This is a genomic window from Pseudomonas furukawaii (genome assembly GCF_002355475.1).
Taxonomy (GTDB): domain Bacteria; phylum Pseudomonadota; class Gammaproteobacteria; order Pseudomonadales; family Pseudomonadaceae; genus Metapseudomonas; species Metapseudomonas furukawaii.
In genome coordinates this window covers 3,415,568-3,429,932 of sequence record NZ_AP014862.1, presented here as the reverse complement: position 1 = coordinate 3,429,932, position 14,365 = coordinate 3,415,568, and the positions used below count along the sequence as shown (strand labels likewise).

Sequence of the window (14,365 nt, the reverse complement as noted above, 5' to 3'; positions counted from 1 at the left end):
GGCGCGCGGCGAACATGAATGCACTGCAAGGCCTCTCCACGGAGGTCCGCCAGTACCTGCTGGTCACCGGCAACTACTGGGCCTTCACCCTGACCGACGGCGCCCTGCGCATGCTGGTGGTGCTGCACTTCCACGGCCTGGGCTACACGCCGCTGCAGATCGCCGCGCTGTTCCTCTTCTATGAGGTCTTCGGCGTCATCACCAACCTGGTGGGTGGCTACCTTGGCGCGCGGCTGGGGCTGAACCGCACCATGAACCTCGGCCTCGGGCTGCAGGTCATCGCCCTGCTGATGCTCACGGTGCCCACCGCCTGGCTCACCATTCCCTGGGTGATGGGGGCCCAGGCGCTGTCGGGCGTCGCCAAGGACCTCAACAAGATGAGCGCCAAGAGCTCCATCAAGCTCCTGGTGCCGGACAGCCGACAGGGCACCCTGTACAAGTGGGTGGCCATCCTCACCGGCTCGAAGAACGCGCTCAAGGGCGTGGGCTTTTTCCTCGGCGGCGCCCTGCTGGCCCTGCTGGGCTTCGCCGGTGCGGTGCTGGCCATGGCGGTGGTGCTGGCGCTCATCTGGCTGGGCAGCCTGGCATGGCTGAGGCAGGACCTGGGCAAGGCCAAGGCCAAGCCGAAGTTCCGCGACCTGCTGTCCAAGAGCCGCGCCATCAACATCCTCTCGGCGGCGCGGCTGTTCCTCTTCGGCGCCCGCGACGTCTGGTTCGTGGTGGCGTTGCCGGTGTACCTGAGCAGCGCGCTGGGCTGGGACGTGTGGCGCGTCGGCGGCTTCCTCGCCGCCTGGGTGATCGGCTACGGCATCGTCCAGTCGCTCGCGCCGGCCATCACCGGCAAGCGGCGCGGCCATGTACCCGATGGTCGTGCTGCATTCATCTGGGCCGGTCTGTTGGCGGCGTTACCCGCCGCCATTGCCCTTGGCCTTTCCGCAGGCTGGAATACCCAGGTCGTGCTGCTGGGTGGGCTGATGCTGTTCGGCGTCCTGTTCGCGGTGAACTCGTCGCTGCACAGCTACCTGATCGTCAGCTACGCCAAGGAGGACGGGGTGTCGCTGGATGTCGGCTTCTACTACATGTCCAATGCGCTGGGGCGGCTGATCGGGACCTTGCTGTCCGGCTGGGTCTTCCAGGCCTGGGGGCTCGCGGCGTGCTTGTGGATTTCCACGGCCTTCGTCCTGGCGGCGGCGCTGATCTCCCGGGGGCTGCCGCCTGGCCGAGCCCGCGAATGACTTCTCCCTCCACTCGTGCAAGGAATCACCACGTGACCGAGACGCCCGACCCGGCTCGATCCCCCTGGGCCGTTTTTCTCATCTTCCTGCGCCTGGGCCTGACCTCCTTCGGTGGGCCCGTGGCGCACCTGGGCTACTTCCGCGAGGAGTTCGTGGCGAGGCGGCGCTGGCTCAGGGAAAGCAGCTACGCCGACCTGGTAGCCCTGTGCCAGTTCCTGCCGGGACCGGCCAGCAGCCAGGTGGGCATGGCCCTGGGCCTGTCCCGCGCGGGGTATGCCGGAGCCTTCGCCGCCTGGGCCGGTTTCACCCTGCCGTCGGCCGTGCTGCTGATCCTGTTCGCCCTCGGCATCGCCCACTACGGCGAGTGGCTGCCGGCCGGCGCGTTGCACGGCCTCAAGGTGGTGGCCGTGGCGGTAGTGGCCCAGGCCGTGTGGGGCATGGCGCGCACCCTGTGCCCGGATGGGCCGCGCATCAGCCTGATGCTGGTGTCGGCCTGCCTGGTGTTGCTGATCCCTTCGGCCTGGGCGCAGGTGGGCGTGATCCTGCTGGCCGGCATGGCCGGGCTGGCGCTGTTCCGCCCGGCCGAGGCGGAGGCCCATGAGGCACTGCCCATCGGCATCGGGCGACGGTCGGGAAGCGCCTGGCTGGCGCTGTTCTTCGCGCTGCTGCTGGGGTTGCCGCTGCTGGCCGCGGCGTTCCCGAGCCCCTCGCTGGGGCTGGTGGATGCCTTCTACCGGGCGGGTGCGCTGGTGTTCGGCGGCGGTCATGTGGTGCTGCCGTTGCTGCAGGCGGAAGTGGTGCCCGCTGGGCTGGTGGACAACGACGCCTTCCTCGCGGGCTACGGTGCCGCCCAAGCCGTGCCGGGGCCCCTGTTCACCTTCTCGGCCTTCCTCGGCGCGTCCATGAACAGCGCTCCCACTGGCTGGAGCGGCGGCCTGCTCTGCCTGATGGCGGTGTTCGCGCCGTCCTTCCTGCTGGTGGCCGGCGCCTTGCCGTTCTGGGAGCGGCTGCGCACCGGACGCCGCGCCCGCGCCGCCTTGATGGGGGTGAACGCCGCCGTGGTGGGCGTGCTGCTGGCAGCCTTGTACCAGCCGGTGTGGACCAGCGCCATCGCCGGTGCCGGGGACTTCGCCCTGGCCCTGGCGGCGCTGGTGGCGCTGCAGGTCTGGAAGCTGCCGCCCTGGCTGGTGGTGCTGGCCTGTGCCGCAGCGGGCGGGCTGATGGGCGCCTGAGGCGCTGTCCCGCCCTCTCCCGGAGGGCGGGGGCGCTGGCCGCGCCTGGCGTGTTTCAGCCGAGGAAGTAGAAGGTGCCGGCGATCACCACGCCGGAGTACAGCAGCATGATCAGGCAGTAGCCCATGATGTCGCGGGCGCCCAGGCCGACGATGCCCAGCAGGGGCAGGGCCCAGAAGGGCTGGATCATGTTGGTCCAGGCGTCGCCCCAGGCGATGGCCATGGCGGTGACGGTCGGCGAGACGCCCAGCGCCTGGGCCGCCGGCAGCATGATCGGCCCCTGGACCGCCCACTGGCCGCCGCCGGAGGGTACGAAGACGTTCACCACGCCAGCGCTGAGGAAGGCCAGCAGCGGGAAGGTGTCGGCGGAGGACCAGGAGATGAAGGTCTCGGTGATCTGGCGGCCCAGGGATACGCCATCGGCGTTGGCGCCCATCATCATGCCCATGATGCCGGCGTAGAAGGGGAACAGCAGGACGATGCCGCCGATGCCGCGCACGCTCTCGTCCACCGCGCGCATGTAGCGCTCCGGGGTTCCGTGCAGCAGCAGGCCGCAGAAGAGGAAGATCGCGATCACCACGTCCAGGCCCAGGGCGAAGCCCTTGGTGCTGAAGTGGCTGAACAGGTACACGGCGGCCATGGCCACCAGGGCCAGGCCGAGGATGCGGCTGTCATCCAGGCGCTGGGCCGGGGTGCTGCGCGAGGGCAGCTCGCTGCGGGCTTCCACCAGCTTGGCCGGGTCCGCCACCTTGGCGCCCTGGCGCGGATGCATGGCGCGGTTGAGCAGGGGCAGGCCAACCACCAGCAGCGCGACTATGGTCAGGTTCAGCGGGCTGAACAGGGTCTCGGTGATACCGATGGGCTGGGTGATCACATTGGCGGTGATGCGCGCCACATCCGGGCCGCCGGTGGCGAGGGACAGGGGGATGGAGCCGGACAGCCCGCCGTGCCAGATGAGGAATCCGGAATAGGCCGAGGCCACCAGCAACGAGTAGTCGACTCCCTTGACCTGGCGTGCCAGGGCGCGGGCGAACACGGCGCCGATCACCAGGCCGAAGCCCCAGTTGATCCAGCAGCCGGCCAGGGCCACCAGGGTGACCATCAGCACCGCCTGGCCCGGCGTGCGTGCGAGGCCGGCGAGCCGATCCAGCTGACGGTTGACCACGGGGGCGCAGGCCAGGGCATGGCCGGTGACGAAGATCAGCGCCATCTGCATGGAAAAGGCGAGCAGCGTCCAGAAGCCGGTGCTCCAGTGCTGGACCATCGCCGGCAGGGCCTGATCGGTGGAGAAGATGCCGGCCAGCAGCACGGCCAGGGTGAGCAGGGCGGAGAACACGAAGGGTGAGGGCAGGTAGCGCTGTACCAGGCTCACGCTCAGGCTTGTGAGTGTGTTGAACATGAATGACGCCTCGTTCTTGTGTTTGTGTGGGCGGGCTATAGCCCTTGTCGCCAGGCGATCTTGCGGGCGGGTGAGGCACCCTGGCGACCCGGTCCGGCAACCGGGTTCGCCGGCCCTTCCTTCCAGACCGCTCTGGATCGCGGTCTGGAGGGGGAATGCCTGGCGGACCGACTAGCTTCGATGGCGCTACCTGATTTTTTAATTTTGTTTTTCTTGGTGATTGATTTGAGTTGTAAATCAATCGGTCGCGATCATTCGCCGGCAAGCCGGACGGTTGTAGGAGCGGGCTTGCCCGCGAAGGGCGGCTGTTCTGTTCGCCGGCAAGCCGGCTCCTGATATGGATTGACCTGTCAACTCTGGGTCTATTCTTTCGTTTTGTTCTTCTCCGCCAGTGGCTTCGGTTCAGGGGGTGGAGGGCGATTAGGCGACGGTGGATCACTCTGATATACGTGGGTTGGTTACCGACCTGACTTCACTTCGTCGCGGAGCTGCCCTTCTCTACGGTCGTGGGTCTGTCCTCCTCGCAGAGGACGCCACATAGGAGCGCCAGGGGTTCTCCTCACCGGCCCTCCACCCCCTGAACCGAAGCCACTGCTGCGGGTTCATGCCACGGCCTTACTGCCGTGTGCCTTGCCCGCCACCGCGCAGGCGATGGCCCAGATGAATCCCGCCAGCTCCCGGGCGATGGCGGTGGTGACCTGCTGCTTGAGCTTGCCCGCCGCCAGCAGCGCTCGATAACGACCGCACAAGCGCTTCTGCGCGTGCCAGGCGATGGCCTGAACCACCGCCGAGGTTTTCGCCGCGCGCGCCTCGATGACGCGTGTCTTGCGTGCCGGGAAACGGTAGTTCCACCCCGCTTCCACCAGCACCCGCCGGACATGGCCATTGCCCGTGCGGGTAATGCGGCCCTGGCGGCGTGAGCCACCGCTGGAGTGCTCGCTGGGAACCAGTCCCAGGTAGGCCATCAGCTCGCGCGGCGAGTCGAAGCGACTGAGGTCGCCCAACTCCGCCAACACCGTCATCGCCGTGATCAGGCTCACCCCGCGCAACGCCATCAGGGCTTGCGCCACCGTACCCAGCGACCAGCCGGCCAGCGCTTCGTGCATTTGCGCTTCCAGATCGGCCACCCGCCGTTGCATCGATTTAACGGTGTCGAGGTACTCCTGCAGGACGATCTGCTGCACCGGCGAGTCAAGTTTCACGCTCGCCAACCAGTGGAAATGGGCCTGGGTCCAGCGACTTTTACCGGCATAGACGTGCCCATGACGCAGCAAGAACGCGCCCAGGCGTTGCCGGCACTTCAGTTCCAGGGACTTCATGTCCTCCCGGGCGCGCGTCAAGTCGCGGATCGCTTCCTGCTCCTGATCCGGCACCCACACCGCCGTCAGCTCGCCCGCCCGATGCAGGCGCGCCAACATCAGGGCGTCCCGACGGTCGGTTTTCAACCGCTCGCCCGCCTTGCGCGGAATCAGCGAGGGCGCCACCACCACGCAACCATGGCCCAGCGCTGTCAGCTCACGGTAAAGGCCGTAGCCGCAGGGGCCGGCCTCGTAGCAGAAGCTCAACGCCTCGCCCTGCCGGCTCAGCTGCTTGAGCAGTTTGCGCAGCGCGCTGTCGCGGTTCTCGATGGTGCCGTGATAGTCCGGCTCACCGCGCCCCGGCCGTGCCACCGCGACAGCAATCGTCGCCTGGTGAACGTCCAAACCTACATAGACCTGGTTAAACTCGTTCATGACCTGTCCCCCTCGATGCGGCTCTGTGTTGGAGGTGTTTCCACCCCGAAAACATAACCCGCGCTTTCGAGGTGGGGCAGGTCAATCCATGATGTCTACGAGGTCTGGGCCTGCGCCGGACGGTTGTAGGAGCGGGCTCGCCCGCGAAGGGGCTCAGTCTTCTTCGCCCTTGTCCGGCAGCAGGCGATCGCGGCTGTTGGAAAGGTGCAGGCAGATGGCTGCCCGGGCGGCGTCCGGGTCCTGGCGGCGGATGGCGTTGAGGATCGCCTCGTGTTCGAGGTTGGCCAGGTACGCGTGGCGGGCCAGGTTGGCACCCGAGCGCTCCTCCGGGGCCATGCGGTTGCGTGGGATCAGGGCGTTGCCGAGCTGGTTGAGGATCTCGGTGAAATAGAGGTTTCCCGTGGCTTCGGCGATGAGCAGGTGGAAGCGGCGATCGGGCTCGATGACGCTGTCGCCGGCGGCGGCCAGGTCCTGGTAGTCGTCCAGGGCCTGGCGCATCCGTACCAGTTGCTCGTCCGTCCGGCGCCGTGCCGCCAGGGCGGCCGCCTGGCTTTCCAGGCCGATGCGCAGTTCGAGGAGGTCGCGCACGCTGGCGGCGCTTTCCACGCCCACCCGCAGCCCTTCCCGGGGCTGTCGTTCCAGCACGAAGGTGCCGACCCCGTGACGGGCTTCCACCAGGCCGGCGGCCTGCAGCTTGGAAAGCGCTTCCCTGACCAGGGTGCGGCTGACGCCATGCTCCCGGACCAGGGTGTTTTCCGATGGCAGCTTGTCGCCTGGCCGGAACTTGCCCAGCAGGATGCGCTGGGTGAGGTCCGTGACCAGGTCGTGGGCGCGGCTGTGGCCTCGCGGCTTGCGTGGTGGGGCGGCAGGGGATTCCGCAGCGTTCATCTCGGCTCCGTGGGTGGCGATGTCAGACAAGTAGGCGCGCGTGGCGAGGAGTCTAGCAGTCGTTCTTGTACGACAAGCTGATATTTATCGCTATTTTCAAACGATTGTTCGTTGCGCTCTATGCCAGAAAACAAGGGTTTGATTATAGGAATAGCAGCGAATTATTGGCTTAACGAGGTTTCTAGCGCTTGTTTTGAAGCGGATGGGCTGTTGTCGGACAACTTCTCTATTCCTATGATCGCCCTCGGCATGTCTGACAACCAATGCGGCAGACACTCCATAACAACACGCATCCTGGCCGCCATCGTCATGGTCTTCGTCCGGGGCCGCCCAACGGGTGTCTCCGGGACGGATCCCGAGTCGCAATCGGCCCTGGGCCCTGCCCACAGAATCCAGAGGAACGAATCCATGAATACCCGCACTGCGCCCGAATCCCTCGACACCCCGCGCCAGGGCCATTCCGGTACGCCGGTGGTGACCGACCTGCGGGTCGTGCCGGTGGCCGGGGAGGACAGCATGCTGCTCAACCTCAGCGGCGCCCACGGCCCGTACTTCACCCGCAACGTGGTGGTGCTGCGCGACAGCGCCGGCAACACCGGGGTGGGCGAGGTCCCCGGCGGCGAGGCCATCCGCCAGACCCTGGAAGATGCCCGTGGCCTGGTGGTCGGCCAGCCCATCGGCCACTACCAGCGCGTGCTCAACGCCATGCGCCAGGCCTTCGCCGGTCGCGATGCCGGTGGCCGTGGCCAGCAGACCTTCGACCTGCGCATCGCCGTCCACGCGGTCACCGCCATGGAGTCGGCCCTGCTCGACCTGCTGGGCCAGCACCTGGGCGTGCCCATGGCGGCGCTGTTGGGAGAGGGGCAGCAGCGGGACGCGGTGAAGATGCTGGGCTACCTCTTCTATATCGGCGACCGTGGTCGCACCGACCTCGGCTACCGCAGCGAGCCCGACGCCGACGACGCCTGGTTCCGCGTTCGCAACGAAGAGGCCCTGACGCCCGAGGCGGTGGTGCGCCTCGCGGAGGCGGCCGAGGCCCGCTACGGCTTCCGTGACTTCAAGCTGAAGGGCGGCGTGCTGCGGGGCGAAGCGGAGATCGAGGCGGTCACCGCCCTGGCCGAGCGCTTCCCCGACGCCCGCATCACCCTGGACCCCAACGGCGCCTGGTCGCTGAAGGAGGCCATCGCCCTGTGCCGCGACCAGCACGCCGTGCTGGCCTACGCCGAGGACCCTTGCGGTGCCGAGAACGGCTACTCCGGCCGCGAGGTGATGACCGAGTTCCGCCGCGCCACGGGCCTGCCCACCGCCACCAACATGATCGCCACCGACTGGCGCCAGATGGGCCATGCCATTTCCCTGCAATCGGTGGACATTCCCTTGGCCGACCCGCATTTCTGGACCTTGCAGGGTTCGGTGCGGGTGGCGCAGCTGTGCCACGACTGGGGCCTGACCTGGGGCTCCCACTCCAACAACCACTTCGACATTTCCCTGGCCATGTTCACCCAGGTGGCGGCCGCCGCCCCGGGTGAGATCACCGCCATCGACACCCACTGGATCTGGCAGGACGGCCAGCGCCTGACCCGTGAGCCGCTGCGCATCGTCGACGGCCATGTGCGGGTGCCGGAGCGCCCGGGCCTGGGCGTGGAACTGGACGAGGACCAGCTGGCCCGTGCCCACGCGCTGTACCGGGCCAAGGGGCTCGGGGCCCGCGACGACGCCCTGGCCATGCAGTACCTGGTTCCCGGCTGGAGCTTCAACCCCAAGCGCCCCTGCCTGGTGCGCTGAGTGCCCAGGGGAGGCACGCGCGGGCCTCCCCGGTCTTGCCCGTCCGTGCGGCAGCGTCCCGGACATCAGGCAATGAAGGGCGGGCTGGCCATCCCTCAGGGCGTCCAGTCCACGCCGTGCTCATCGAGATAGGCATCCACTGCGGCTCCGACCGTCGGCTGGAACACGTCATCGCCAATGTTTGCCAGCACTTCCAGGCGGTGGAGCTTGTCCTTCACGGGATCCTTCACTTCCGCGAAGCGCAGCTCGATGCCCGCGCCGCCCAGGGTTCGTTCCAGCTCGATGAGCATGTCCGCCGAGGTGACGTCCACGCTGGTGACCGGTTCCGCGGCGATCACCACCCGCCGTACCTCGGTGGGTGACTGGCTGATGGCCTCCAGCACGGAGTTCTGGAACAGCTCCGCGTTGGCGAAGAACAAGGGTGCATCCCAGCGGAACAGCACCAGACCGGGCACGAGTCGGGCGTGGGGATAGCGTGAGATGTCATGGAAGCCCCGGATGCCGTCGACCCTGCCGAGCACCGCGAAGTGCGGACGCCAGCCATCCCAGAGGAATTCGATGACGGCGATGACCACCGCCAGGCCGATACCCGGCACCGCACCGAGAACGGCGACGCCGACGAAGCAGGTGATGGACAGCCAGAACTCCCATTGCTGGATGCGGTATATGCGCCGCAGGTCCTTGAACTCGAACAGACCGATCGCCGAGGCGATCACGACCGCCGCCAGGGCGCTGTTGGGCAGGTGCTGGAGCAGGTCCGGGGCGAACAACAGCAGCAGGGCAACGCCCAGGGCACCGATTACGCCGGTCAGTTGAGTGCGCGAGCCTGCCGCTTCGGCCACGGGGGTGCGCGACGAACTGCTGCTGATCGGAATGCCCTGGAACAGCCCGGTGGACAGGTTGGCGAGGCCGAGGCCGACCATCTCCTGGTTGGGGTCGACGGCCGTGCCGGTCTTCGCGGCATAGGTTCGCGACAGCACGCTGGTATCGGCGAAGGAGACCAGGGCCACCGCGCTGCCGCCGATCAGGACGGTGAGCAGGTCGCTGGGGGCGATCAGGGGCAGCACGAATCCGGGCAGTCCCTGGGGTAGGGAGCCCAGCACCTTGAGTCCGTGGGACTGGTCCAGCCCGAGGAGTGCCACCGCCAGGGTCGCCGCCACCACCGCGATCAGGATTCCCGGCACGCGCTGGAAGCGCTTGAGCAGGAGGATCACCGCCAGGGTTCCCGCCCCCAGGGCAAAGGCCGCCCAGTTGGCCTGCCCCGCCAGCAGCGACTGGCCGAGTTGCAGCACGTCGCGCAGGGGGCCGTGGCTTTCCTGGGAGATGCCGAAGAGCTTGGGGGTCTGGCTGATCAGCACGGTGAGCGCGATGCCATTCATGTAGCCGTAGCGAATGGGCTTGGACAGCAGCTCGGTGATGAATCCCAGGCGCATCAGGCCGGCGGCGATGCAGATCAGTCCAGAGACCAGCGCCATGGCACTGGCGAGCGTGATGGCGCGCAGGGGGTCGCCGCCGGAAAGCGGGAGCACGACCGCGAGGATGATGGCGACCAGGGCCGAGTCGGGGCCGAGCACCAGGATGCGGCTGGGGCCGAAGAGGGCGTAGGCGAGCAGGGGGACTATGGTGGCGTACAGGCCATAGATCCCCGGTACGCCGGAGGCTTCCGCGTAGGCGATACCCACGGGAACCAGCATGGTGATCAGGACCAATCCCGCCGCCAGGTCCTTGGGGAACCAGGCGGGTTGGTAGTTGCGCAGCAACCCGAGGCCGGGCAACCAGCGCACCCAGCCGTCCGGGGTGGGACGAAGAAGCTGCGGCTGCCGCCCGGAAGGCTTGGGCGCGTCGTCGTTCATCTGTGGCTCCTGCCAAAGGGGAGAAGGGCATCCCTGGCTTCAGGCGCTGTTTCCGAGCCGGCGCCAACGCCCTTCACGATGGTTGCGAGCGAGAGGCCAGGGTCGGGTGCCCAGGGCTCAACCCTTCACGAACGCCGCGATATGGCGTGCGCTGGCCTCGGGATGTTGCAGTTGCGGGCCATGACCGGCGCTGGGATAGGTCAGCAAGGTCAGCGTCGGCAGGCTGCGGTTGAGGGCGTACCAGTTCTCCACCGGGAAGATGATGTCGTGATCTCCACCGATATGGAGTATGGGGATGGTGGTGCGTTTCAGGGCGTCGAGGGCGATATCCAGCGGGAAGGCCGGATTGCGTGGGCCCTCTCCCAGAAACGCCGCCGCCCAGGCGTGGGGGACCGGCGTGCAGCGGCCGTCCGTCCGCTCGGCGATGCGTGCCGCCGAACGTGCCGCCGCGTCGCGGCTGGCGTCGGAGGCGGGTTCGAAGAACAGGTGCACGAAATCCTCGAAGTCGTTCTCCCGGGCGGCCAGCTCGTAGAAGAGCGGTTCGGCGGTCTTCACCAGTTGCCCGGGAGGTGTCGTGCCGATCAGGACCAGATGGCTGAGAAGTTGCGGCGCCTGCAGATGCACCAACTGGGCGGCGACCCCGCCGATGGACCAGCCACAGAGCACCACCTTGTCCAGCTCCAGCGCGCCGATCAGGTCGAGGGTATCCCTGGCCAGGGAGGCCGGATCGTAGGTGGGCTGACCGCTGGAGTGGCCCAGGCCGCTGTAGTCGAACAGATGCACCCGGAAGCCCTGCTCGGCGAGCCCATCGAGAAAGGCCGGGTCCCAGTCGTCCATGACGCCCCGGAATCGCAGGCAGAGGACCATGGGGACGCCTTCGCCGAGCACTCGGTAGGCGAGGCGGCGGCCCGCGACATCGACGAACTGGTTGGGTGCCTGGGAGGCGGCGTGGATCGAGGGCATGGTGGCAAGGCTCCGGAGCCTGTGGATGAGGATGACCTTTCAGCAGTAGCCCAGCGGTCGGGGTTTTGCCATGTCGCGCGACTCGCGGTGAGATCTGGAAAGGTCGATCCGGGCGGTGTGCCACGGGAATGCTCGAGGCTGAAAAAAGCTCGCCGTCGAGCACGGCGCTGAGTAACGTTGGCGCTTTTTGCGGGAGGGAAGGGTAGGTGAGTCGCGACAGCCTGGAGCGTCATCAGATTCCGATCTATTTCCTGGCGGTCATCCTCGCCGCGCTGCTGGGGCTTGCGCTGCCCTCGGCCGGCGCAGGGCTGGAGCCCTGGGTGACACCGGCCATCGCGGTGCTGATGTACGCCATGTTCCTGCAGATTCCCTTCCTGCACCTGCGCGAGGGCCTGGCCAGCAGGCCCTTCGTGGCGGCCCTGCTGCTGGCCAACTTCGTGCTGGTGCCGCTGCTGGTCTGGGGCCTGACCCGGACGCTGTCGGACCAGCCGGCGATCCTGGCCGGGGCGCTGCTGGTGCTGCTCACGCCCTGCATCGACTATGTGGTGGTCTTCACCCATCTCGGCAAGGGCGACTCCCGGCTGATGCTGGCGGCCACGCCCATCCTGCTCCTGCTGCAGATGGTGCTGCTGCCCCTCTATCTCGGCCTGATGCTCGGTGGCGCGAGCGGTGTGGTGGTCGCCGCCGGGCCTTTCGTGGAGGCCTTCCTCGCCCTGATCGTGGCGCCGCTGGTCCTGGCCCTGCTGACGGAGTCCCTGGCCGGTCGCTCCGCCCTGGTGTCGAGATGGACGGCGCTCTGGGCCTGGCTGCCGGTGCCGGCGATGGCCCTGGTGCTGGTGGTGGTGGTCGGCTCGCAGATCGCCGCCGTGGTGGCCGATCTGGAGCGGTTGCTGCCGGTGGTGCCGGTTTACCTGGGCTTCCTGCTCCTGGCGCCGCCGCTGGGCGCCCTGGCCGCCCGGCTGTTCAAGCTGCCGGCGGGTCCGGCGCGGGCCGTGACCTTCAGCGCCTCGACGCGCAACTCCCTGGTGGTGCTGCCCCTGGCCCTGGCCCTGCCCGAGGACATCCGCGGCCTGGCCGCCGCCGCGGTGATCACCCAGACCCTGGTGGAACTGGTGGGGGAGCTGATCTACATCCGCGCCATTCCGGCCCTGGTGGGCCGGGGGCGGTCGGCCGCCTAAAGCTCCAGCACCAGAGGTTGAACCGCACCCTCGACGGCCGCCGGAACGGCACAGCAGATCAGCGCCGTGCCGGGCTCCAGCGGGCCTTCCGGTGGATTCGGGTAATGCACCTGGCCGCTGATCACGCGGGTCTTGCAGGTCCCGCAGGTGCCGCCTCGGCAACTGAAGTCCGGCGAGAGCCCGCGACCTTCCGCCAGGTCCAGCAGGCTGCCGTCCTCCGGCGTCCAGCGTGCTTCCCTGGAGGAGGCGGAGAAGTACACCGGCACGGGCGCGCTCGCTGCGGGCGGCTGGGTGAAGGCGGGCTTTGGCGTGTCACCCCGGCGTTTCAGGGACGAGGGGCCGAAGGCCTCGGCGTGAATGCGGTCGTCGCCGATATCGAGCTCGCGCAGGCCGTCGTAGATCGACTGGATGAAGCCCGCCGGGCCGCACAGGTAGAAGTCATAGTTGTCCAGTGGCAGGCGCGACTTGATCCACTGCACATCGATCCGGCCGTTTCGCTCATGGTCGCGTCCCAGGATGGCGTCCTCGCCGGGTTGGCTCAGCGCGCGCTGGACCTGCAACTGGTCCGGCGCCTGAAGGCGCAGGGCTTCGATCTCCCGGCGGAAAGGCAGCTCCTCCAGGGTGCGAGCCGCCTGGAACAGGTGAACCGGCCTTGACCGGCCCGAGCGCCGGTTGTCGGCGATCCGCTCCCTGAGCATCGACAGCAGGGGCGTGATGCCGACGCCCGCGCCGATCAGCACCACCGGGCGATGGCTGTCGTCGGCCAGGGTGAACCCGCCCATCGGCTGCCGGACTTCCAGCAGGTCTCCCACCCGCAGCTGTTCATGCAGCCACTTCGAGGCCCGGCCCTGCGCCTTGACGCTGATGCGCAAGGTCGGGTCCGAGGGTGCGCTGGACAGGCTGTAGGTTCGGATCAGGGGTCCGTCGCCGCTTGCCGGAATCCGCACGGGCACGTGCTGTCCGGGGAGGAAGGCGACGGGCGCGCCGTCCAGCGGCTCGAGGTAGACGGAGCGGATGTCCTGGCTTTCCCGCTCCAGGCGCAGCACCCGCCAGCGTTGCCACTGCCGGCGCTGCTCGCGCTGGCGCAGTGTCTCTTCGGCCTCCTGCCAGGTGCCGGTCATCAGGCTGGTGGGGGCGAATTCCTCGAAGTCCCAGCGCAGGGCCAGGGCGCGGCGGCGAACGACCACGCGATCCACGTCGAGGGTCCAGAGGCGTTCGGCCCCTTCGAAGGCGTCCCGCAGCGGGCTGTCGAACAGCAGTTCGGTGCGCCCGCTCAGTTGCAGCAGGTCGCCGCTGTCGAAATCGACGAACAGCAGGCCGGCCACCGGATTGGCCTGGAGGTTGCCCAGGGTGTTGAAGTGCAGGTTGCCGGCGTAGTCCGGGATGGTCAGGCGATTGCCATCCACCTTGATGAAGCCGCTGCGGCCCCCGCGATGGGACACGTCCACCGACCGCTGGCCATCCTCATGCTCGACATAGCTGGCGACGAAGAAGGTGTCGGCCTGGCGGATCAGCGTCGCCAGGCGCTCGTCCAGCGCAGTGCCGTCCTCCCGTGGGGCGGCGCTCCGGCGTCGCGATTCGTCGCGGCTGTAGCCGCGCCGCTGGATGTACTGCGGGCAATTGCCAAAGCTGTGCTCGACCGCGATCTCGAGGCGATCGCCGTCGACCCGCTGAACGATGCCGTTGATGCGATTGCGCCGCCGCGTGTGCAGCTCGATGCCCAGCAGGCCGAGGGCTCCTCCGGGTTGCAGGCCGGACGTGACCGGGTCCTGCGGGTCGAGGCTGGCGTCGATCACCAGGCAGCGGGGGGCGGGCGAGGTGACGAAGCCTTCCGGGCCTTCGATCAGCGAGGCCCAGGGGCGGCCCTGGCCGTCCACCGCGCCGACGATCATGAACGGCAGCTGGTGGTAGAAGTCCCGATGCTGGTCCGGCATGTAGTCGCGAATGACTTTCCGGCCGAGGACGTCCATCCGTTCGGCGACACCTAAGCGCTCCTGGAGCGCCTTCTCGCCGGCGTGCCAGGGCGAGGGGCGGTGTTTGGGCAGGTGGTTCATGGCGGGTCACCTCCTGGGAAGGCTGCCGGAGGGGCCGGCAGCGGG

At 68.2% G+C, this 14,365-nt stretch carries 10 protein-coding genes; 4 read left to right on the top strand and 6 right to left on the bottom strand.

The features are described 5' to 3' along the window. Positions 1–14: 14 nt before the first annotated feature. On the top strand, positions 15–1,235 hold the full coding sequence (gene arsJ, locus KF707C_RS15940; RefSeq protein ID WP_004420844.1) for an organoarsenical effux MFS transporter ArsJ: 1,221 nt from the start codon (positions 15–17) through the stop codon (positions 1,233–1,235). Positions 1,236–1,267: 32 nt separating this feature from the next. After that, the gene (gene chrA / locus KF707C_RS15935; protein WP_004420850.1) at positions 1,268–2,467 is read left to right on the top strand and encodes a chromate efflux transporter; all 1,200 of its coding nucleotides are present in this window, start codon (positions 1,268–1,270) and stop codon (positions 2,465–2,467) included. 55 nt (positions 2,468–2,522) lie between these two features. On the opposite strand, the gene KF707C_RS15930 is transcribed toward chrA, so the two are convergent. The 3 genes from KF707C_RS15930 to KF707C_RS15920 form a co-directional block, all read right to left on the bottom strand. After that, on the bottom strand, positions 2,523–3,866 hold the full coding sequence (locus KF707C_RS15930) for a short-chain fatty acid transporter (RefSeq protein ID WP_004420853.1): 1,344 nt from the start codon (positions 3,864–3,866) through the stop codon (positions 2,523–2,525). A gap of 602 nt (positions 3,867–4,468) precedes the next feature. Further along, entirely contained in the window at positions 4,469–5,599 is a 1,131-nt protein-coding gene (locus KF707C_RS15925; RefSeq protein ID WP_036990837.1) for an IS110 family RNA-guided transposase, read from the bottom strand. Between the two features lie 153 nt (positions 5,600–5,752). Then, positions 5,753–6,487: a FadR/GntR family transcriptional regulator gene (locus tag KF707C_RS15920; RefSeq protein WP_004420066.1), complete on the bottom strand. Its 735-nt coding sequence runs from the start codon at positions 6,485–6,487 to the stop codon at positions 5,753–5,755. A 408-nt stretch (positions 6,488–6,895) separates the two neighbouring features. On the opposite strand from KF707C_RS15920, the gene gudD reads away from it, so the two are divergent. Next, the gene (gene gudD / locus KF707C_RS15915) at positions 6,896–8,272 is read left to right on the top strand and encodes a glucarate dehydratase (protein WP_004420062.1); all 1,377 of its coding nucleotides are present in this window, start codon (positions 6,896–6,898) and stop codon (positions 8,270–8,272) included. A gap of 95 nt (positions 8,273–8,367) precedes the next feature. Here the strand turns inward: gudD and KF707C_RS15910 are convergent, their stop codons facing one another. Continuing rightward, entirely contained in the window at positions 8,368–10,125 is a 1,758-nt protein-coding gene (locus KF707C_RS15910; protein ID WP_004420060.1) for a SulP family inorganic anion transporter, read from the bottom strand. Between the two features lie 117 nt (positions 10,126–10,242). Continuing rightward, positions 10,243–11,088: an alpha/beta fold hydrolase gene (locus KF707C_RS15905; protein WP_004420058.1), complete on the bottom strand. Its 846-nt coding sequence runs from the start codon at positions 11,086–11,088 to the stop codon at positions 10,243–10,245. A 206-nt stretch (positions 11,089–11,294) separates the two neighbouring features. Here KF707C_RS15905 and KF707C_RS15900 point away from each other — a divergent pair, with 206 nt between their 5' ends. After that, the gene (locus KF707C_RS15900) at positions 11,295–12,266 is read left to right on the top strand and encodes a bile acid:sodium symporter (protein ID WP_004420055.1); all 972 of its coding nucleotides are present in this window, start codon (positions 11,295–11,297) and stop codon (positions 12,264–12,266) included. On the opposite strand, the gene KF707C_RS15895 is transcribed toward KF707C_RS15900, so the two are convergent. Beyond that, positions 12,263–14,320, bottom strand: coding sequence for a pyridoxamine 5'-phosphate oxidase family protein (locus KF707C_RS15895; RefSeq protein ID WP_004420053.1), 2,058 nt, complete (start codon positions 14,318–14,320; stop codon positions 12,263–12,265). The genes KF707C_RS15900 and KF707C_RS15895 overlap by 4 nt on opposite strands. Positions 14,321–14,365 lie beyond the last annotated feature (45 nt).

What these genes read in the sequence shown, in the direction of transcription:
- KF707C_RS15920 (WP_004420066.1), bottom strand. Translation starts at nt 6,487, where the DNA reads ATGAACGCTGCGGAATCCCCTGCCGCCCCACCACGCAAGCCGCGAGGC.
- KF707C_RS15905 (WP_004420058.1), bottom strand. Translation starts at nt 11,088, where the DNA reads ATGCCCTCGATCCACGCCGCCTCCCAGGCACCCAACCAGTTCGTCGAT.
- gudD (WP_004420062.1), top strand. Translation starts at nt 6,896, where the DNA reads ATGAATACCCGCACTGCGCCCGAATCCCTCGACACCCCGCGCCAGGGC.
- arsJ (WP_004420844.1), top strand. Translation starts at nt 15, where the DNA reads ATGAATGCACTGCAAGGCCTCTCCACGGAGGTCCGCCAGTACCTGCTG.
- KF707C_RS15910 (WP_004420060.1), bottom strand. Translation starts at nt 10,125, where the DNA reads ATGAACGACGACGCGCCCAAGCCTTCCGGGCGGCAGCCGCAGCTTCTT.
- KF707C_RS15895 (WP_004420053.1), bottom strand. Translation starts at nt 14,320, where the DNA reads ATGAACCACCTGCCCAAACACCGCCCCTCGCCCTGGCACGCCGGCGAG.
- KF707C_RS15930 (WP_004420853.1), bottom strand. Translation starts at nt 3,866, where the DNA reads ATGTTCAACACACTCACAAGCCTGAGCGTGAGCCTGGTACAGCGCTAC.
- KF707C_RS15925 (WP_036990837.1), bottom strand. Translation starts at nt 5,599, where the DNA reads ATGAACGAGTTTAACCAGGTCTATGTAGGTTTGGACGTTCACCAGGCG.